General features: G+C 68.7%; 15 protein-coding genes. 13 read left to right on the top strand and 2 right to left on the bottom strand.

Features of this window, described 5'->3' with window-relative positions:
* Window positions 1–3 precede the first annotated feature (3 nt).
* Entirely contained in the window at window positions 4–333 is a 330-nt protein-coding gene (locus H3309_RS14375) for a DUF1330 domain-containing protein (protein ID WP_182295456.1), read from the bottom strand.
* A 154-nt stretch (window positions 334–487) separates the two neighbouring features.
* On the opposite strand from H3309_RS14375, the gene H3309_RS14370 reads away from it, so the two are divergent.
* The 10 genes from H3309_RS14370 to H3309_RS14325 all read left to right on the top strand — a co-directional run bounded on the left by H3309_RS14370 (window position 488) and on the right by H3309_RS14325 (window position 15,089).
* The gene (locus tag H3309_RS14370; RefSeq protein WP_182295454.1) at window positions 488–2,995 is read left to right on the top strand and encodes a TonB-dependent receptor; all 2,508 of its coding nucleotides are present in this window, start codon (window positions 488–490) and stop codon (window positions 2,993–2,995) included.
* Between the two features lie 83 nt (window positions 2,996–3,078).
* Window positions 3,079–4,308, top strand: coding sequence for an MFS transporter (locus H3309_RS14365; RefSeq protein WP_182295452.1), 1,230 nt, complete (start codon window positions 3,079–3,081; stop codon window positions 4,306–4,308).
* 11 nt (window positions 4,309–4,319) lie between these two features.
* Window positions 4,320–5,876 (top strand): FAD-binding oxidoreductase, encoded by a 1,557-nt coding sequence (locus H3309_RS14360; RefSeq protein WP_182295450.1) that lies wholly within the window; start codon window positions 4,320–4,322, stop codon window positions 5,874–5,876.
* Window positions 5,873–6,916 (top strand): nitrilase-related carbon-nitrogen hydrolase, encoded by a 1,044-nt coding sequence (locus tag H3309_RS14355; RefSeq protein WP_243453748.1) that lies wholly within the window; start codon window positions 5,873–5,875, stop codon window positions 6,914–6,916. Before H3309_RS14360 ends, H3309_RS14355 begins: the two co-directional genes overlap by 4 nt.
* A 38-nt stretch (window positions 6,917–6,954) precedes the next feature.
* Complete coding sequence (locus tag H3309_RS14350) at window positions 6,955–8,181, top strand: class I SAM-dependent methyltransferase (RefSeq protein ID WP_182295448.1); 1,227 nt, start codon at window positions 6,955–6,957, stop codon at window positions 8,179–8,181.
* The gene (locus H3309_RS14345) at window positions 8,178–8,534 is read left to right on the top strand and encodes a hypothetical protein (protein ID WP_182295446.1); all 357 of its coding nucleotides are present in this window, start codon (window positions 8,178–8,180) and stop codon (window positions 8,532–8,534) included. The genes H3309_RS14350 and H3309_RS14345 overlap by 4 nt, the downstream gene beginning before the upstream one ends.
* Window positions 8,531–9,136 (top strand): glycerol-3-phosphate 1-O-acyltransferase PlsY, encoded by a 606-nt coding sequence (gene plsY / locus H3309_RS14340; RefSeq protein ID WP_182295445.1) that lies wholly within the window; start codon window positions 8,531–8,533, stop codon window positions 9,134–9,136. Before H3309_RS14345 ends, plsY begins: the two co-directional genes overlap by 4 nt.
* Window positions 9,137–9,231: 95 nt before the next feature.
* Window positions 9,232–10,305: a DNA-processing protein DprA gene (gene dprA, locus H3309_RS14335; protein ID WP_182295444.1), complete on the top strand. Its 1,074-nt coding sequence runs from the start codon at window positions 9,232–9,234 to the stop codon at window positions 10,303–10,305.
* A gap of 72 nt (window positions 10,306–10,377) precedes the next feature.
* Window positions 10,378–12,912 carry a type I DNA topoisomerase gene (gene topA / locus H3309_RS14330; protein ID WP_182295443.1) on the top strand — a complete coding sequence of 845 codons (2,535 nt, stop codon included), beginning with the start codon at window positions 10,378–10,380 and terminating at the stop codon, window positions 12,910–12,912.
* A complete protein-coding gene (locus H3309_RS14325; RefSeq protein ID WP_182295442.1) occupies window positions 12,909–15,089 on the top strand; it encodes a ribonuclease R family protein in 2,181 nt (726 codons plus the stop codon). The genes topA and H3309_RS14325 overlap by 4 nt, the downstream gene beginning before the upstream one ends.
* Here H3309_RS14325 and H3309_RS14320 read toward each other — a convergent pair.
* Window positions 15,064–15,645 carry a Uma2 family endonuclease gene (locus H3309_RS14320; protein ID WP_182295441.1) on the bottom strand — a complete coding sequence of 194 codons (582 nt, stop codon included), beginning with the start codon at window positions 15,643–15,645 and terminating at the stop codon, window positions 15,064–15,066. The two genes, H3309_RS14325 and H3309_RS14320, sit on opposite strands and share 26 nt — an antisense overlap.
* Window positions 15,646–15,744: 99 nt before the next feature.
* Between H3309_RS14320 and H3309_RS14315 the strand changes: the two genes are divergently transcribed.
* The 3 genes from H3309_RS14315 to H3309_RS14305 are packed head-to-tail and all read left to right on the top strand — an operon-like array spanning window position 15,745 to window position 19,018.
* Window positions 15,745–16,962 carry a parallel beta-helix domain-containing protein gene (locus H3309_RS14315; protein WP_243453747.1) on the top strand — a complete coding sequence of 406 codons (1,218 nt, stop codon included), beginning with the start codon at window positions 15,745–15,747 and terminating at the stop codon, window positions 16,960–16,962.
* Entirely contained in the window at window positions 16,959–17,993 is a 1,035-nt protein-coding gene (locus H3309_RS14310) for an SO2930 family diheme c-type cytochrome (RefSeq protein ID WP_182295440.1), read from the top strand. Before H3309_RS14315 ends, H3309_RS14310 begins: the two co-directional genes overlap by 4 nt.
* Window positions 17,990–19,018, top strand: a complete 1,029-nt coding sequence (locus H3309_RS14305) for an AraC family transcriptional regulator (protein ID WP_182295439.1) — start codon at window positions 17,990–17,992, stop codon at window positions 19,016–19,018. Before H3309_RS14310 ends, H3309_RS14305 begins: the two co-directional genes overlap by 4 nt.
* Window positions 19,019–19,077 lie beyond the last annotated feature (59 nt).

The following is a 19,077-nucleotide window of genomic DNA, read 5'->3' as shown; positions in this document are numbered from 1 at the left end:
GCGTCAGGCTTTCACGGTGGCTTTGGTGGGGGCGGCGGGGAAGAGGGCGACATGGAAGGTGCCGGCGCCGTCGCGCAGCGGCTTGATGTCGTTCTGATACTCCGCGCTGTGCCAGAAGGCCTCCGCTGCAGAGCGGCTGGGGAATTCGGCGCAGACGATGCTGCTGCCGTCCCAGCTTTCCATGTCGGCGCACGGCTGCCCGATGAAGCGGTAGAAGCCGCCGTGGCGCGCATAAAGCCCGCTGTCGGCGAGTGCCTTGGCGTAGGCGCCCATCTTGGCGCGGTCGCTGACCTTCGCGCTGACGAGGAGATAGTGCGGGCCGTCGCTGTCCATGCTGTGTCTCCGCCGGCCGATGCCGCTTTTTCTGACAGTGTTGCGCTGATGCACTATTGCGGCAAGGGGCAAAGCTGTCAAAGTTGTCCGGACAAAAGCCGTTAAGGCAGAGCCATCAAGGGCTGGGCACTCCGCACTGGTCAGGGAGATCGAGATGACACGCACGCTGCTGCTTTCCACCGCCATGCTGCTCGCCACCGGGGCGGCGCAGGCGCAGACGCCGCCGGCCACGCAGGCTGCCGCGCCCGACACGGGACTGGAGGATATCGTTGTGACCGCGCAGCGGCGCAACGAGGCCGTGCAGGATGTGCCGATCGCGGTGAGCGCCTTCAGCGCCGCCAGCCTGGAGGCGAAGGGCATCACCCAGACGCTGAACCTGATCAGCTATGTGCCCAACATGTTCGGGTCGAACAACACCGGGCTGGGTTCGGCGAACGCCTATTACATCCGTGGCCTGGGCAATACCGAGACCATCGCGACCTTCGACCCGCCGGTCGGCACCTATATCGACGATGTCTATATGTCGCGGCAGAATGCCAATAATTTCAGCTTCTTCGATCTGGAGCGGATCGAGGTGCTGCGGGGGCCGCAGGGGACGCTGTTCGGCCGCAACACCACGGGTGGCGCGGTGAACGCCATCCTGAAGAAGCCGTCCGACACGCTGGGCGGCTATCTGGAAGCCGGCTATGGCAGCTATGACAAGGTGCTGCTGCGCGGCAGCGTCGACCTGCCGATGTCGGAGATGGTGCAGTTCAAGATCAGCGGCTACTACGCCGACGACCGGGGCTATGCCTATAACAGCACCACCAAGGAACATACCAACGACAATGACATGGCCGGGCTGCGTGGCGCGGTGCAGTTGAAGATCACCGAGGGGCTGACCTGGAACGCCGCGGTCGCCTATATGCGCAACGATGGGGAGAATCTGCTGAACTGGCCGGACGACCCGCGCAACACGGCGAACAGCGGCGGGCGTTTCCTGACCACGGGCATGGTGCAGAACTATACCGCGGCGAGCCCCAGCCCCTATGTCGGGCTGGGCGTGACGGGGCGTAAGGCGGGTTTCGGGCTGGGCAACAAGACCGACACGATGCTCTATACCTCCAACATCGAGTATCGCGGCGAGCAGCACACGTTGAACCTGATCACCGGCGTGATCGACATGCGGCAGAAGTTCGCGCTGGATTTCGCCGATGGGCGCGGGCTGCCGAACATCGCCAACCCGAATCCGGCGGTGACCGGCTATACGCTGGGCGGCTTCGCCATCCTGAACGACGGCAAGCACAAGCAGGTGACGCAGGAAATCAAGCTGAACGGCAAGCTGTTCGGTGATTTCGTGGACTATGTCGTCGGTGGCTATTTCTATGATGAGAAGAACACGACCGACTTCGCCGATGTCTTCACCCTGCCGTTCGCGGCGCCGCCGCGGGGCTTCCCGCTGCTGCTCGCCGACCGGACGCTCAACAACAACACGACGGCGAAGGCGGGCTATGCCCAGTTCGACCTGAATGTGACCGAGCAGCTGAAGCTGACCGCGGGCATCCGCTACACCGACGAGAAGAAGACGTTCCAGATTTCGGACAACCGGGCGAGCTGCGCTGCCAACCCGCTGCCGATCGGCTGCCTGAACAACAATCTGGTGGCGTCGAACGGCGTGGCGATCCCGACGACGCAGCGCACCAAGCTGTGGACGCCGCGTTTCGCGCTGAACTTCAAGCCGAACGACGATGTGCTGCTGTTCGCCAGCGCGACCCGCGGCTTCAAGTCCGGCGGGTGGAACGCGCGCGGGACGCGGCGCGACACGCTGCTGCCGTTCGATCCGGAGGTGGTGTGGAGCTATGAGGTGGGCGCGAAGACCGAGTGGCTCGACCGCCGGCTGCGGGTGAACCTGACGGGATTCGTGCTGGATACCAAGGCGTTGCAGACGCCGTCGGCGTTCGTGAACCCCAGCGACGGCAGTGTCACCTTCATCACGCAGAACTTCGCCGATTATCAGAACAAGGGGCTGGAGCTGGAAATCACCGCGGTGCCGGTGGAGGGGCTGAATGTCTTCCTCAACGTCGGCTATCAGGACGACAAGTATAAGGTCGACCCGTCGCTGGCGCCGAACAGATATGGCGTGAAGTCGGTGCGGCAGCAGCAGGCGGACTGCAAGGCGCAGCTGGCGGCCGGGCGGGTGCCGCTGGCGCCGGCCGGCGCATCGAACGCGCCCGATTGCGCGGCGGGCATCGTGGACGCCAACGGCAACATCGCGACTCCGGTCAGGACGCCGGACTGGAGCCTGGCGCTGGGCGCGAGCTATGACTTCGCGATGCCGTCTGCCGGGATCATCGTGACGCCGTCGGTCAACGCCGCCTATCGCTCGCGGCTGGAGACCGGGACCGCGAACGCCACCATCTATTCGGGGCAGGTGCGGTCCACCGCGACGGGCACGCTGTTCCCGACCAATCCGTTCAGTGGCGATTTCATCACGGGTTCGCGGACCAATGGCTTCTGGCAGGTGAATGCCAGCCTGACGCTGCGCACCGATGACAACAACTGGACGGTGGCGGTGGAATGCAGCAACTGTTTCGACAAATATTATGCGCAGTCGAGCCTGGTCAATTATACCTACATCAGCCCGCCGCGGAGCTGGATGGTGCGGGCCAAGCGAAACTTTTGATTGGGATGAATGTCGCAATCTGACAATCTGTCGGGCGGTCGGGGGCAATCCCGGCCGCCCGTTTTTCTGGTGAAGGGGTGACGATGGCGCAGGCGAAACGGGGCGAATTTTCGCTCGGGTGGACGGTGCTGCTGGGCTGCGCGATCGGCGTTGCCTGCGGCGCCTCGCCGGTTCCCTACAACACCATCGGTTTCTTCGCGCCGGAGCTGGCGAAGGAATATGGCTGGGGCTTCGGCCAGATCATGCTGGGGGTCAGCATCTATGGCATCATGGGGGCGCTGCTGGCGCCGCTGTTCGGCTTCTGGGCCGACCGATATGGCGCGAAGCGGGTGGCGCTGCTGTCCCTGTTCCTGTTCGGGCTGGCGTTCGCCAGCTTCGTGTTCACCGGCGCCAACATCCTGACCTTCTACGCCAGCTGGGTGCTGGTGGGGCTGGTAGGGATCGGCTCGACACCGGTGACCTTCAGCCGGCTGGTGAACCAGTGGTTCCTGAAGCACCGGGGCCTGGCGCTGGGCATGATGCTGATCGGCACCAGCGTGTCGGCGCTGGTGATCGCGCCGCTGGTGACCTGGGCGATCGCGGAGTTCGGCTGGCGCCAGGCGCATCTGGTGATCGCGGCGCTGCCGCTGCTGGTGGGCCTGCCGCTGGGGCTGCTGCTGCTGCGCGAGCCGACGCCCGCGGAGGCGCCGGAGGTGACGGGCGACGGCCGGGTGACCGGCGTGACCCTGGGCGAGGCGCTGAAGAACTGGCGCTTCTGGGTGATGTGGCTGTCGATCATCCTGATCGCGTTCGCTTATGGGGGCGCGCATATCAACATGCCGGAGATCGTGAAGATGCACGGTTTCGCGCGCGAGCAGGCGGTGCAGGTGATGCAGCTGGTGGCGCTGTCGATCCTGTTGGGGCGGCTGGTGACCGGGTTCCTGCTGGACCGGTTCCAGTCGCCGATCATCTGCATGCCGATCCTGATGCTGCCGGCGGTTTCCTGCCTGCTGCTGGCGGGGCAGACGCCGGATTTCGCGCTGGTGATGGTGGGCGCCTTCCTGCTGGGGTTCGCGGCGGGGGCGGAGAGCGACCTGATCGCCTATCTGGCGAGCCGTTACTTCGGCCTGGCGCACTACGGGAAAATCTATGGCATGCTCTACATGCCGTTCGCATTCGCGGCGGCGATCTCGCCGGCGGTCTATGGCAGGGTGCGGGATGTGACCGGGAATTATGACGCGATCCTGTATGTGGCGGCGGGCATGTTCCTGGTGGGCGGGCTGTTGATCGCGGCGCTGGGGCGCTATCCGGTGCTGAAGCCCGCGGCGGCGTGAGGAGGCAGGACATGGCGACGGTGTTGCGGGTGGCGGATCCGGTGGCGGCGCTGGTGGACGCCGTGGGTGCCGATGCGGTGCGGACCGATGCGGCGACGCTGGAGCTGTATGGCCAGGATGTGTTCGGCCGGGGCGCGCCGCTGCTGGCGGTGATCCGGCCGGCAAGCGTTGACGCGCTGTGCGCGGGCGTGGCGGCAGCGCGGGCGCAGGGGCTGGCGCTGGTGCCGCGCGGTGGCGGCATGAGCTATACCGGCGGCTATCTGGCGGCGGACGCGGGCGCGGTGCTGGTGGATACCGGCGCGCTGAACCGCATCATCGAGGTCAATGAGACCGACATGACGGTGACGGTGGAGGCCGGGGTGACCTGGGCGGCGCTGCACGAACGGCTGGCGCCGCTGCGGCTGCGGCCGCCGGTGTGGGGCACGCTGTCGGGCCGGTTCGCGACGGTGGGCGGCGGGGCGAGCCAGAACGGCATGTTCTGGGGCGCGCGCAACGGCACCATCGCGGACTCGGTGCTGTCGATGGACGTGGTGCTGGCGGACGGCAGCCTGCTGACCACCGGCGCGCGGGCGTTCCGGCCCTATGGGCCCGACCTGACCGGGCTGTTCGCGGCGGACGCCGGGGCGTTCGGGGTGAAGGCGCGGCTGACGCTGAAGCTGGTGCGGGAGGCGGCGGCGCATGCCTATGGCAGTTACAGCTTCCCCGATGCCGATGGGCTGCTGGCGGCGCTGAGCGAGATCGCGCGGGAGGGGCTGGCGAGCGAGACCTGCGGCTTCGACCCGTTTTTGCAGGCGCAGCGCATGCAGCGGGAGAGCCTGGCGAGCGACGCGAAGGCGTTGCTGGGGATGATGAAGAAGCAGGGGAGTTTCTGGAAGGGGTTGAAGGAGGGGGCGAAGGTGGTGGCGGCCGGGCGCAGCTTCCTGGACGAGGTGCCGTTCAGCGCGCATGTCTGGTGCGAGGGGCGCAGCCAGGCGGCGGCGGATGCCGACCTGGCGGCGGTGAATGCGATTGCCGCGCGGTTTGGCGGGACGGTGGTGGAGAATACGATCCCGAAGATTTTGCGGGCGAATCCGTTCGGCAATGTGAACTCCATGCTGGGGCCGAAGGGGGAGCGCTGGGTGCCGGTGCACGGGATTTTGCCGCACAGCCGGGGCAAGGCGGCGATCGACGCGGTGATCGCGCTGTATGAAAGCCATGCGGACGCGATGGAGCGGCTGGAGGTGGGCGCGGGCTATATGTTCGCCACCGTCGGCAGCAATGCGCTGCTGATCGAGCCGGTGTTCTTCTGGCCGCAGCCGGTGGATGCCATCCACCGCGCCTATGTGGAGCCGGCGCATCTGGCGAAGCTGCCGGGGTTCCCGGAGACGCCGGAGGCGCGGGCGCTGGTGGAGACGCTGCGGCGGGAGGTCATCGGCATCATGGCCGCGCATGAGGCGATCCATTTCCAGATCGGGCGGACCTATCCGTGGGCGGACAGCCTGGCCCCGGCGGGGCGGCGGATCATCGACGCGATGAAGGCGGCGGTCGATCCGGAGGGCGCGATGAACCCGGGGAGCCTGGGGCTTTGACCGCCTATGCCGCGCTGGCGATGCAGCTGACCGCCAAGACGGTCGAGCATCTGCCGGACGACGCGGCGGCGCGGACGCAGATCCTGGCGCATATCGACCGGGTGGCGGGGCAGATCGCGGCGACGAAGGTTTTCGTGGAGCAGTTCGGCGGCAGTGCGCTCAAGCTGGTGGTGCTGCCGGAATATCTGTTCACCAGCTTTCCGGGGCGGATCGGGGTGGCGGCATTCTCCGCCCGCGCGGCGTTCGATGTCGGCGGGCCGGAATATGAGCGGCTGGGCCGCCACGCGCAGCGGCTGGGGCTGTTCATCGCGGGCAATGCCTATGAGAATGACCGGCATTTTCCGGGGCTCTATTTCCAGACCAGCTTCGTGGTCGATCCCGCTGGCGATGTGGTGCTGCGCTATCGCCGGTTGAACAGCATGTATGCGGTGACGCCGCACGACGTCTGGTCGAAATATCTGGACATCTATGGCCGGGACGGCGTGTTTCCGGTGGCGGACACGGGCATCGGGCGGATCGCGGCGATTGCCAGCGAGGAGATCCTCTATCCCGAGATCGCGCGCACGCTGGCGCTGCGCGGGGCGGAGGTGTTCGTGCATTCGTCGAGCGAGATCGGCAGTCCGATGCTGACGCACAAGGCGATCGCGCGGCGGGCGCGGGCCATCGAGAATATCGCCTATGTGGTGAGCGCCAATACCGCGGGCATCGACGATCCGCTGCTGCCGCTGGCGAGTGCCGACGGCAACAGCGCCATCGTGCATTATGACGGCCATGTGCTGGCCGAATCGAACAGCGGCGAGACGATGACGGCGTTCGCCGACCTTGACCTCGCCGCGCTGCGGCGGGCGCGGCGCAAGCCGGGGATGAAGAATTACCTGAGCCGGCAGCGGCTGGAGCTGTTCGCCGAAACCTATGCCGGCAGCGTGCAGCCGGCGGACAGCCTGATCGACGAAGGCGCCGTCCGGCAACCGGACCGCGAGCATTTCAAGCGGGTGCAGGCGACGGTGATCGAGCGGCTGGATAAAGCAGGGTTGATTTGAACCCCCACTCGCCCGAAATGGCGTGCCGGAGATGAACGATGAGCAAGCGCGACGATATTCCGCCCGCCTACCATAATGTGGCGCAGCATGGGGTGTTCCCCGTGGCGAGCCATGACGAGCGGGCGCGGTTCAATTTCCTGGCCAACCTGAACAAGCATGTGGCGATGGCGCTGGGGCCGGGCAATGCGAAGGCCTATGAGCGCCGCGTGCTGCCGGCCTTCCGTGCCGAGCATGGCCGCGAGCCGAAGGACCGGTTCGAGATCCGCCATGCGATGAATGCCGATCCCTATCACCGCTTCTGGAGTGCGCTGAAACGCAACAACATGGAGATGCGGCAGCAGAACGGCCGCAGCATGGTGATCCGCCAGCTGGGCGAGCTGAACGCCCGCGCGCGCCAGTGGAACGAGGGGCGCGACACGCTGGAGCTGGACCCGGGCGTGGCGGTGCCGCGCTACCAGGCGGCGGTCGACATCCACTGCATGCCGGGCAGCTATCATGGCGAGGTGGTGCCGGGGGATGTCAGCGCCGGCGCCAATTATGACTGCGGGATTTTCGTGACGACCGGCGGCGGGCTGGGCGCGCTGTCCGACGGTGGCGGGCAGGCGCTGGTGAAGTGGATCGCCAGGGAACGGCCGGGCTGGGTGCCGAAGCGCATCCTGGATATCGGCACCACCATCGGCCACAATGCCGTGCCGCTGGCGGTGGCGTTTCCGGACAGCGAAGTCATTGCCATCGACACCGCGGCGCCGTCGCTGCGCTATGGCCATGCCCGGGCGCAGTCGATGGGGGTCAGGAACATCCGCTTCGTGCAGGCCAATGCCGAGGAATTGGGCCGCTTTCCGGACGGGCATTTCGACTGGGTGCAGACGACGATGTTCCTGCACGAGACCAGCGGCAAGGCGCTGCCGCGCATCATCGACGAGAGTTATCGCCTGCTGAGCGACGGCGGCCTGATGTTTCATCTGGAGCAGCCGGCCTATACCGACGACATGCCGCTGTTCGAACAGTTCATGCGCGACTGGGATGCCTTCAACAACAATGAGCCTTTCTGGTCGGCGATGCACGCGCTGGACCTGCCGGCCGTGTTCCGGCGGGCGGGGTTTGCCGATGCCGACCTGTTCGAGGCGAAGGTGCGCGCGGTGGTGGATACCTCGGTCTTTCCCAGCCACAGGGAAGAGGAGGTCGAGGATTTCGGCCGGGCGGCGGTGTGGCATGCCTATGGCGCCTGGAAGAACAGCGCGTCGTTGCGGATGGCGGCGGAATGAGCGAGCCGGATCATATCGCGCTGGCCGGAAAGAAGGCGAAGGGCAAGCGGCCGGCCTATTTCGAGGACCCGGCGGTGGACCGCCTGTTGTCGATCGTGATGGCACTGGCAGGCGAGGTGGCGGTGAACCGCGAGCGGCTGGACAGCCTGGAGCGGTTGCTGGATGCGAAGGGCACGGTTAGCCGCGCCGATCTGGAAGGCTACAAGCCCGACGCCGACGCCGGCTATGAGCGCGGGCTGATGCACCGCGAATATATCGCGCGCATCCTGCGCGGGGTGCAGCAGGACATGGAGGCGCTCGACGAGATCGAGCCGCCGATTGAGACGGTGAGCGCGGAATTGCGCGACTCATGACGGCGCTGGGGCTGATCGGCTTCGGCTTGGCGCTGCTCTTGGGCTATGCGCTGGGGTCGATCCCGTTCGGTTTCCTGCTGGCGAAGGCCGGCGGTGCCGGTGACGTGCGCACCATCGGCAGCGGCAATATCGGCGCGACGAACGTGCTGCGCACCGGGCGCAAGGGGCTGGCGGCGGCGACGCTGCTGCTGGACGCCGGCAAGGGCGCGTTGGCGGTGTGGCTGGGGCATCGGTTCGGCGGCGAGACGCTGGCCGGCGTGGCCGGGCTGGGGGCCTTCATCGGGCATCTCTATTCGGTCTGGCTGCGGTTCCGGGGTGGCAAGGGGGTGGCGACGCTGCTGGGGATTTCGCTGGCGCTGCTGCCGCTGGCGGGGCTGGCCTTCGCGCTGGCCTGGGTGGGGGCGGCGCTGGTAACGCGCATTTCCTCGCTGGGCGGCATGGCGGGCGGCTTTGCGGCGGCGATCGCCGCGTTCGCGCTGGGGCAGCCATGGTCCGGGGCGCTGTTGCTGATCATGGCCATCTGGGTGTTGTGGACGCACCGGGAGAATATCGCGCGGTTGCGCAGCGGCACGGAGCCGAGGATCGGCAGGAAGGCAGCGTGAGCGATCATGGCCGCGCTCATGGTCAGAGCATGAGCGATCATGGCCGCGCTCATGGTCAGGGCATGAGCGATCATGGTGGCGCTCATGGCCAAGGCATGAGCGATGCCGACCGCATCGCCCGCGTGCGGTTGATCCGCAGCGAGAATGTGGGGCCGGTGAGCTTCCGCATGCTGTTGCGGCGTTTCGGCAGCGCGGCGGCGGCGGTGGAGGCGCTCCCTGACCTGGCACGCCGGGGCGGCCGGATCGCGAGCGTTGCGGAGGCGGAAGCGGAGCTGGCGGCGATTGCCGCGGCGGGGGCAAGGGCGCTGTTCCTGGGTGACCCCGATTATCCGCCGCTGCTGGCGGAGAGCGAGGATGCGCCGCCGCTGCTGTCGGCGCTGGGCGATCCGGTGCTGGCGGCGCGGCCCGTGGTGGCGATGGTGGGGGCGCGCAACGCCAGCGCGGCGGCGAAGCTGTGGGCGAAGACCGCGGCGCGTGACCTGGCCGACGCCGGCTTCGTGGTGGTGAGCGGCATGGCGCGCGGCATCGACGCGGCGGCGCATGAGGGCAGCCTTGGCGGCGGGACGATCGCTGCCATCGCCGGCGGGATCGACATCGCCTATCCGCCGGAAAATGCCGCGTTGCAGGCGGCGGTGGCGGAGCGCGGCCTGCTGCTCGCCGAAATGCCGCCGGGGACGCAGCCGATGGCGCGGCATTTCCCGCGCCGCAACCGCATCATCGCCGGCATCGCGCAGGCGACCGTGGTGGTGGAGGCGGCGGTGGGCAGCGGCAGCCTGATCACCGCGCGGCTGGCGGGCGAGCTGGGGCGCGACGTGCTGGCGGTGCCGGGCAGTCCGCTGGATGCCCGGGCGCGGGGGTGCAATGCGCTGATCAAGGAGGGCGCGACGCTGGTGGAGCATGCCGGCGACATCGTGGCGGCGCTGCGGCCGTTCGGCGAGCGGTTGCAGGAGCCGAAGCAACCGGGGTTCGATTTCGGCGGGCCGATCGCGGAACCGGGCGCGGACGCGGCGGACCGGCTGCGCGAGCTGCTGTCTCCGGTGCCGGTGCCGGTGGATGAGCTGGTGCGGCAATCGGGGCTGCCGGCGGCGGACATTCAGGTGCTGCTGGTCGACCTGGAGCTGGAAGGCGTGCTGACGCGGCATGCCGGCGGGCGGGTATCCCTGGTGTGACGGGCTTGCGGGGTTTCGCGTTGACCGCTAAGCGCCGCGCGCGCTCCATTCCGGGCGGTTGAAGGGTATCCGATGGATCTGGTGATCGTGGAATCGCCGGCCAAGGCCAAGACGATCAACAAATATCTGGGCAGCGACTATAAGGTGCTGGCCAGTTTCGGCCATGTCCGCGACCTGCCGCCGAAGGATGGCAGCGTCGATCCCGACGCCGATTTCGCCATGCGCTGGGAGGTGAGCGCCGACCGCACCAAACAGATGAAGGAGATCACCGACGCGGCGAAGCAATCCAACCGGGTGATCCTGGCCACCGACCCCGACCGCGAGGGCGAGGCGATCAGCTGGCACCTGGCGGAACTGCTGGCGGCGAAGCGGGCGGTGCCCAAGGGCGGGCTGGCGCGGGTGACATTCAACGCCATCACCAAGAGTGCCGTTACCGAGGCGATGAAGGCGCCGCGGCAGGTGGATCAGGACCTGGTGGATGCCTATCTGGCGCGGCGCGCGCTCGACTATCTGGTGGGGTTCACGCTGTCGCCGGTGCTGTGGCGCAAGCTGCCCGGTGCCAAGAGCGCGGGGCGGGTGCAATCGGTGGCGCTGCGGCTGGTGGTGGACCGGGAGCGCGAGATCGAGGCGTTCCGCGCGCAGGAATATTGGAGCGTCAAGGCCGCCATGCAGAGTGCGGCGGGGCGGGATTTTGTTGCGCGGCTGACGCTGTGGCGCGGCGCGAAGCTGGACAAGTTCGACCTGCCCGATGCGGCGACGGCGGAGGCGGCGCGCGCGGATGTGGCGGCGGGGCGCTTCACCGTCAGCGCGGTGGAGACCAAGGCCGGGGTGCGCAATCCGGCGCCGCCGTTCACCACCAGCACGCTGCAGCAGGAGGCGAGCCGCAAGCTGGGGATGGGGGCGCAGCAGGCGATGCGGGTGGCACAGTCGCTCTATGAGGACGGCCATATCACTTATATGCGCACCGACGGTGTCAGCATGGCGGGCGAGGCGATCGCCGCGGCGCGCGATGTGGTGATGGAGATGTTCGGGCGTGAGCATCTGCCGGAGAAGCCGCGGGTCTATGTCGCCAAGGCGAAGAATGCGCAGGAGGCGCATGAGGCGATCCGGCCGACGGAGTTTGCGCGCAGTCCGAAGGGCATCGGCCTGTCGGGCGACGCGGCGCGGCTGTATGAGCTGGTGTGGAAGCGGGCGCTGGCGAGCCAGATGGCGTCGGCGCGGATCGAGCGGACGAGCGTGGACCTGCTGAGCGCCGACCGGCAGGTGGGCTTGCGGGCGAGCGGCACGGTGGTGCTGTTTCCGGGATTCCTGGCGCTTTATGCCGAGGGGCGGGACGAGCCCGAGGATGAGGAGGATGCCCGGCTGCCCAAGCTGGTGCAGGGCGAGGTGCCGACGCTGGTGGAGGCGAGCGCCAGCCAGCATTTCACCGAGCCGCCGCCACGGTTCAGCGAGGCGAGCCTGGTGAAGCGGCTGGAGGAGCTGGGGATCGGCCGGCCCTCCACCTACGCCAGCATCCTGCAGGTGCTGAAGGACCGCGCCTATGTGCGGCTGGAGAAGAACCGCTTCTTCGCTGAGGAGAAGGGACGGCTGGTGACGGCCTTTCTGGAGCGGTTTTTCGAGCGCTATGTCAGTTATGATTTCACCGCGGGCCTGGAGACGCAGCTGGATGAGGTATCGGCGGGGGACCGCGCCTTCCTGGACGTGATGCGGGCCTTTTGGGCGGATTTCAAGCCGAAGACCGATGAGGTGCTGGAGCAGCGGCCATCGGATGTGACCGCGGCGCTGGACGAATTTCTGGCACCCTACCTGTTTCCGGAAACGGGTGCGGGCGACCCGAGGACCTGCCCGAATTGCGGCGATGGGCGGCTGAGTTTGAAGACGGGGAAGTTCGGCGCGTTCGTGGCCTGTTCGAATTACCCTGAGTGCCGGTACACGCGGCAGTTCGGCGGCGCGCAGGCGGAGAATGCCGCCGATGTGGTGCTGGGGGAGGACCCCGAGACCGGGCTGCCGGTGACGCTGAAGAGCGGGCGCTTCGGGCGGTTCGTGCAGCTGGGCGAGGGTGAGAAGCCGAAGCGGGCGAGCCTGCCGCGCGATGTGGCGGAGGACAGCCTTGACCTGGCGCTGGCGCTGAAGCTGCTGAGCCTGCCGCGCGAGGTGGGGCTGCATCCGGAGACGGGCAAGCCGATCACCGCGAGCATCGGCCGCTTCGGTCCTTATCTGGCGCATGATGGGCAGTATGCGAAGCTGAACGGCACGGCGGAGGTGTTCGAGACCGGCATGAACATGGCGGTCGCCAAGCTGGCTGAGCCGAAGGGGTTCGCGCGGCGGGCACCGGTGGAGCCGCTGCGCGTGGTGGGCCAGACCGAGGCGGGCGCGGACATCCGCCTGATGGCGGGGCGCTATGGCCCCTATGTCAGCGACGGCACGACCAACGCCAGCCTGGCGAAGGGAGCCGATCCGGCGGCGCTGAGCCTGGAGGAGGCGCGGGCGCTGCTGGCGGCGCGGGCGGCGGCGGCGCCGGCAAAGGCGCGCAAGCCGGTGAAGAAGGCGGCTGCAAAGAAGCCGGCGGCGAAGAAGGCCGCGGCGAAGAAGAAGGCGGCGCCATGAGCCTGCCCACCCGCGCCGAGATCCTGCGCTTCATCGAGAGCGCGCCGGGCGCGGTGGGGAAACGGGAGATCGCCCGGGCGTTCGGGCTGCATGGCGAGGCGCGGGAGGGGCTGAAGGCGCTGCTGGATGAGCTGGCCGACGCCGGCGCGCTGGAGAGTGGCCCGGGGCGCAAGCTGCACGCCGGCGGCGGGCTGCCGCGGGTGACGGTGTTGCAGGTGGTGGAAGCGGTGGGCGAGCGGATTTTCGCGGTGCCGGTGAAGTGGGAGCATGCGACGCCGCCGCCCAGGGTGCGGGTGGTGGAGCGCGGACGGCGCGGCGCGCTGGGGCTGGGCGACCGGGTGCTGGCGCGGATCGAGGGGACGGGCGGCGGCTATACCGCGCACCCGATGAAGAAGCTGGCGGCGAGCGCGCTGACGATCGTGGGCACGGCGCGGCGGGAGGGGGCGGCCTGGCGGCTGACGCCGGTGGACAAGCGCGCCCGGCATGATTTCGCGCTGAGCGACTATGACGGCCCGGAGGGTGAACTGCTGCTGGCGGAGGTGCGCGGCAGCGGCGCCCGCGCCAGCGCGCATGTGGTGGAGCGGCTGGGCGATCCGTTCGCGCCGCGCAGCCTGAGCCTGATCGCGATTTCAGCGAAGGGCATCCCGCATGTGTTTTCGGACGAGGTGCTGGCGGAGGCGGAGGCGGCGTCCCGCGCCGGCTTGGGGCCGCGCGAGGACCTGCGGGCGCTGCCGCTGATCACCATCGATCCGGCCGATGCGCGCGACCATGACGACGCGGTATGGGCGGAGGCCGATGGCGACGGCTGGCGGCTGATCGTCGCCATCGCCGATGTGAGCTGGTTCGTGCGGTCGGGGACGGCGCTCGACCGCGAGGCGTACAACCGCGGCAACAGTGTCTATTTCCCCGACCGTGTGGTGCCGATGCTGCCCGAGGCGCTGTCCGCCGGTGCGTGCAGCCTGGTGGAGGGCGAGGACCGGGCCGTGCTGGCGTGCGAGATGGCGGTCAGCGCGGACGGGGCGGTGATTTCGGCACGGTTCGGCCGGGCGGTGATCCGCATTGTCGCCAACATCGCCTACGAGGATGCTCAGGCGGCGATCGATGGCAGGGCGACGTCACCGCTGACCGACGGCGTGCTGCGGCCGCTGTGGGGGGCGTGGGGGGCGCTGGCGAAAGCGCGGGCGGCGCGGGAGCCGCTGGAGCTGGACCTGCCGGAAAAGCAGGTGCTGCTGGATGAGGCCGGCAACATCGCCGGCATCCGTGTGCGGGAGCGGCTGGATGCGCATCGCCTGATCGAGGACATGATGATCGCGGCCAATGTGGCGGCAGCAAAGGCGCTGGAGGCGAAGAAGCTGCCCTGCCTGTTCCGCGACCATGAGGCGCCTTCGCGGGAAAAGCTGGTGGCGCTGAAGGAGTATCTGGCGACGATCGGCCTGAAGCTGGCGCTGGGGCAGGTGGTGAAACCGGCGCTGTTCAACCGCTTCCTGGCGCTCACCAAGGACCGGGACGATGCGACCGAGATCGCCGAGCAGGTGCTGCGCAGCCAGACCCAGGCCTATTATGCGCCGGACAACCGCGGCCATTTCGGGCTGAGCTTGGCGAGCTATGCGCATTTCACCTCGCCCATCCGCCGCTATGCCGACCTGCTGGTGCACCGGGGGCTGGTGCGGGCGTTCGGGCTGGGCGAGGGCGGGCTGGGGGACGCCGAGGGCGCGCGTTTCGCGGTGAGCGGCGATCATGTCAGCCTGACCGAGCGGCGGGCGATGGAGGCCGAGCGCGAGACGCTCGACCGCTATGTCGCCAGCCATCTGGCGGGCGCGGTGGGAACGAGCGTGCGCGCGCGGATCACCGGCGTCACGAATTTCGGCTTCTTCGCGACCGTCGACGGCATCGGTGGCGACGGGCTGGTGCCGATGGGGGCGTTGGGGGAGGAGCGGTTCGATTTCGACGAGGCGGCACGGACGCTGACCGGGCAGCACAGCGGCACCGTCTATCGTGTCGGCCAGCGGCTGGAACTAGCGCTGGCGGACGCCAACCCGGTCAGCGGCGCGCTGCGCTTTGCGGTGCCGGGCGTGGTGCCGCGCGAACCCTATGCCCGGGGCGGCGGGCGGCGGCGGGATGGCAGGGGCGGGCGGGGCGACCGGGGCGGTCTCAAGCGGCCAGGCCGTCGAGGCTGATCGCCAGGTCGGGGAGCGTCCAGGCGCGGGCTTCGCCGGCGAGCGGCTGCTGTTCGACGCGGGCGAAGCGGCCATCGCTGGGGTCGGCGTGCTGGAGGAAGGCGCCGGCGGCGAGGTCGATCACCCAATATTCCGGGACGCCATGGGTGGCGTAGAGCACGGCCTTGCCGTTGCGGTCGAAGTCGGCGCTGCTGTCGGCGACTTCCACGACCAGCAGCGCCTCGGCACCCGGCAGATAGTCGCGGCGGATGGCGGCGCAGGTGAGAACAAGGTCGGGCTCGGGCGCGTCGTGCGGCGGAAAGGCAAGAGTAACGCCTGCGAGCATCCGCAAAGATCGGTCGAACGTCTCGATGGCCAGACGCAGCCGGAAACCCAATTCACCGACGGCGTGGGCGTGAGGCATGCGCATCGAATTCATCAGCAAAATGTCCCCACCGATCAATTCAACCCGATTCTCGATCCCGTTGAACGCGCCATGGTCGTGCAGCAGGCGCAGGTCATCCACGGTCAGCGGCAGCCGCTGGTGCGTCGCGGGCGGGGCGAACGGCGCATTCATGGGTGAAGCATAGCATTGCCGCGCCCGGGTGCCAACGCGGCGCGCGGCAAGGGCCGTTGCGCCGGCGCCGCTTTCCGGTTCTACTGAGCCTGGGAGACGATGATGATGGCGGGCAGATCATTGGTGCTGTGGGCGGCGCTGCTGGCGGGCGCGGGGCAGGCGAAGACGATTCAGGTGGCGCCGGGGCCGGGCGCGGCGGAGGCTGTGCAGACGGCGCTCATCGAGGCAGCGCCGGGTGATACGGTGCTGCTCGCGGCGGGCCGCTATGCCTTCACAGACGGACTTTCGCTGGACGTAAAGGATGTGACGCTGGCGGGTGTGGGGGAAGGGAAGACGATCCTGTCCTTCAAGGGGCAGAAAAGCGCCGCCGAGGGCCTGCTGATCACCGCCGATGGCTCTGTGGTGCGCGACCTGACGATCCATGATGCCAAGGGCGACGGCATCAAGTGGAAAGGCGTGAACGGCGTGCATGTCCATGACGTGACGGTCGAGTGGCCGGACGGACCGAAGGCGACCAATGGTGGCTATGGCGTGTATCCGGTGGCGTCGCGCAACATCCTCATTGAGCGGGTGACGGTGCGCGGCGCGTCCGACGCGGGCATTTATGTGGGGCAGTCGCGCGACATCATCGTCCAAGACAATATCGCCGAATATAATGTCGCCGGGATCGAGATCGAGAACAGCATGTTCGCCGATGTGGCGCACAATGTCGTGCGTAAAAATGCCGGTGGGATCCTGGTGTTCGACCTGCCGAACCTGCCGCAGATGGGCGGTCATTCCACGCGCGTGTTCGGCAATCGCATCAGCGACAATGACACGCCGAACTTTGCCGCGCCGGGAAATGTGGTGGCCGAAGTGCCGACGGGAACGGGCGTGATGGTGATGGCGAACCGCAACGTTCACGTGTTCGACAACGAAATTTCAGGCAATGGCAGCGCCGCGGTGATGATCGTGGCCTATAAAAAGCCGTTCGACAGCGCCGGCTACAACCCGCTGCCGCGCGATGTGGTGGTGCGCGGCAATCGGCTGCGGCGGAACGGCTTCGCGCCGGCCTTTCCCGGCGGAGCCGAGCTGGCGAAGGCGGTGGGGGGCACGCTGCCACCGCTGCTGTGGGATGGGGCGCAAACCTATCTGGTGGATGGGAAGCCGGTGACGGAGGTGGTGCGGATCGGCTCCGATGTGCCGGCGCTGACGCTGAACCTGCCGAGCGCGACGGCCGACATGGCGGCGGCCCGGCCGGCGCCGGTGCAGTTGCGGGCGGCCGGCCTGCCGCCCGAGCCGGCGCCGGTGGCGGTGGAACTGCGCGCGACGCGATGAAGGCGCTGCTGCTCGCGCTGCTGTGGCTGGCCGCGCCGGGCGTTGCGCAGGTCAATGGTGCGGCGCTGCTGGCGGATGTGCCGGCGGCGAAACTGTCGGCCTATGGCCTGTTCGACGCCGACGGCCGGCCGGATGCGGCGCTGATCCCCTATGCACCGACCACGCCGCTGTTCAGCGACCATGCGGAGAAGGCGCGCTTCCTGTGGCTGCCGCCGGGCACGCGGGTGGGGTGGCGGGACAGCGGCGTGCTGGCGTTTCCGGTGGGTGCGGTGCTGGTGAAATCGTTCGGATATACGGCCCTCCTTCGTCAGCCTGCGGCTGACACCGCCCCCGCACGCGGGGGAGGGGCTTCAGGGAGGGGCGCCGCTGGTTATCGCACGATCGAGACGCGGTTGCTGATCCGGAAGGCGAGCGGCTGGGTGGCCTTGCCCTATGTGTGGGAGGGCGGGGATGCGGCCTTGAAGAAGGCGGGCGCGCGGCTGGCGGTGGAGGCGATGGTGGATGGAAAGGCGATAACCATCGATTACGCCGTGCCGAACATGAACCAGTGCAAGGGCTGCCATGCGCTGGACGGCGTGCTGGGCCCCATTGGGCCGAAGGCGCGCAACCTGGACGACGCGACGCTGCGGCGGCTGAAGCCGGTGGGGATGCCGGCGCTGGCGGATGTGCCGCGGGTGCCGGCGTGGGACGGCAGGGCGCCGGTGGCGGCGCGGGCGCGGGCCTATCTGGATGCCAATTGCGGCCATTGCCACAACGCCCGCGGGCCGGCGGGCAACAGCGGGCTGTTCCTGGATTGGGAAAACCGGGACCGGGTGGCGCTGGGCATCGGCAAGCGGCCGGTGGCGGCGGGGCAGGCGAGCGGCGGGCTGAGCTTCGACGTGAAGCCGGGCGATCCTGCGGCGAGCATCATGGTGCACCGGATGCAGTCGGTGGAGCCGGGGGTCGCCATGCCGGAACTGGGGCGGAGCGTGGTGCATGAGGCGGGGGTGGCGCTGATCCGCGACTGGATCGCCGGGCTGAGCAGCGAATGATGCTTTATTGGGACGGGGCGCTGCGCGGGGCGGCGGTCGCGTTGCTGGTGCTGCTCGCCTGGCATTTCGCGCGGGACTGGGGGCGCGGCACCACGGCGCGGCTGGGGGTGGCGCTGGCGCTGGGCGGCGTCTGTTACGTGGTGCTGATCGGCCTGCCGGGCGAGGCGATGGACGCCTGGTGGCGGGTGCCCTTCCATCTGGGCAGCCTGGTGACGCCGGGCCTGTTCTGGCTGTTCGCGCAGAGCTGGTTCGACGATGATTTCCGGCTGCGGCCCTGGCATGGCGCGGTGCTGGCGCTGCTGATGGTGGGCGGGGCGTCGGCGAATTATTGCCCCTGGATGCCGCCGGCGCCGTTCAACGTCTTCAGCGTGCTGTGGCACGGGCTGGGGATGCTGCTGGTGGCGCTGGGGCTGTGGGCGGCGCTGCGCGGCCGCGACGCGGACCTGGTGGAGGGGCGGCGGCGCATGCGGCTGCTGCTGGTCTCCGCGATCGGCGTGGTGATTTTGTGGGTGGTGCTGAGCGAGCTGTCGCTGGATGGCTGGCCGGCGCCGGTGGCGTGGCGGGTGATGAACGCCGCCAGCCTGCTGCTGCTGGTGGCGGTGCTCTCTGCGGCGATGCTGGCGTGGCGCGATCCGGCGCTGCTGGCGGCGCCGCCTCCCGCGGCCGAGCCGGCGGTTGTGGCGGATGACAGCGCGCTGTTGGCGCGGCTGGACGCGCTGATGCGGCGGGAGCTGCTGTGGCGCAACGAGGGTGTGACGATGGCGAGCGTGGCCGCCGCGCTGGGGGTGCCGGAATATCGGCTGCGGCGGGCGATCAACCAGGGGCTGGGGGCGCGCAATTTCAACGCCTGGCTGAACGGCTATCGGCTGGCGGAGGCGCGGGCGGCGCTCTCTGACCCGTCGCAGCGGGAGGTGCCGATCCTGACCATCGCGATGGACGCGGGGTTCGGCAGCCTGGCGCCATTCAACCGGGCCTTCCGCGAGGCGGAAGGCTGCACGCCGAGCGAGTTTCGCGCGCGGGGGTGATTGAATTGTCGAAATCGACCGGTCGAAACCGGGAAGCCGCGCAGTCGGGGTTCTGCGCA

It is taken from the genome of Sandaracinobacteroides saxicola (genome assembly GCF_014117445.1).
GTDB classification, from domain to species: Bacteria; Pseudomonadota; Alphaproteobacteria; order Sphingomonadales; family Sphingomonadaceae; genus Sandaracinobacteroides_A; species Sandaracinobacteroides_A saxicola.
The sequence above is the reverse complement of the archived record's forward strand: the minus strand, read 5'-3'. Positions and strand labels throughout refer to the sequence as shown.

Excerpts from the sequence above, each read along its gene's own strand:
- H3309_RS14375 (WP_182295456.1), bottom strand. The coding sequence starts at position 333 with ATGGACAGCGACGGCCCGCACTATCTCCTCGTCAGCGCGAAGGTCAGC.
- H3309_RS14370 (WP_182295454.1), top strand. The coding sequence starts at position 488 with ATGACACGCACGCTGCTGCTTTCCACCGCCATGCTGCTCGCCACCGGG.
- H3309_RS14365 (WP_182295452.1), top strand. The coding sequence starts at position 3,079 with ATGGCGCAGGCGAAACGGGGCGAATTTTCGCTCGGGTGGACGGTGCTG.
- H3309_RS14360 (WP_182295450.1), top strand. The coding sequence starts at position 4,320 with ATGGCGACGGTGTTGCGGGTGGCGGATCCGGTGGCGGCGCTGGTGGAC.
- H3309_RS14350 (WP_182295448.1), top strand. The coding sequence starts at position 6,955 with ATGAGCAAGCGCGACGATATTCCGCCCGCCTACCATAATGTGGCGCAG.
- H3309_RS14345 (WP_182295446.1), top strand. The coding sequence starts at position 8,178 with ATGAGCGAGCCGGATCATATCGCGCTGGCCGGAAAGAAGGCGAAGGGC.
- plsY (WP_182295445.1), top strand. The coding sequence starts at position 8,531 with ATGACGGCGCTGGGGCTGATCGGCTTCGGCTTGGCGCTGCTCTTGGGC.
- dprA (WP_182295444.1), top strand. The coding sequence starts at position 9,232 with ATGAGCGATGCCGACCGCATCGCCCGCGTGCGGTTGATCCGCAGCGAG.
- topA (WP_182295443.1), top strand. The coding sequence starts at position 10,378 with ATGGATCTGGTGATCGTGGAATCGCCGGCCAAGGCCAAGACGATCAAC.
- H3309_RS14325 (WP_182295442.1), top strand. The coding sequence starts at position 12,909 with ATGAGCCTGCCCACCCGCGCCGAGATCCTGCGCTTCATCGAGAGCGCG.
- H3309_RS14320 (WP_182295441.1), bottom strand. The coding sequence starts at position 15,645 with ATGAATGCGCCGTTCGCCCCGCCCGCGACGCACCAGCGGCTGCCGCTG.
- H3309_RS14315 (WP_243453747.1), top strand. The coding sequence starts at position 15,745 with ATGATGATGGCGGGCAGATCATTGGTGCTGTGGGCGGCGCTGCTGGCG.
- H3309_RS14310 (WP_182295440.1), top strand. The coding sequence starts at position 16,959 with ATGAAGGCGCTGCTGCTCGCGCTGCTGTGGCTGGCCGCGCCGGGCGTT.
- H3309_RS14305 (WP_182295439.1), top strand. The coding sequence starts at position 17,990 with ATGATGCTTTATTGGGACGGGGCGCTGCGCGGGGCGGCGGTCGCGTTG.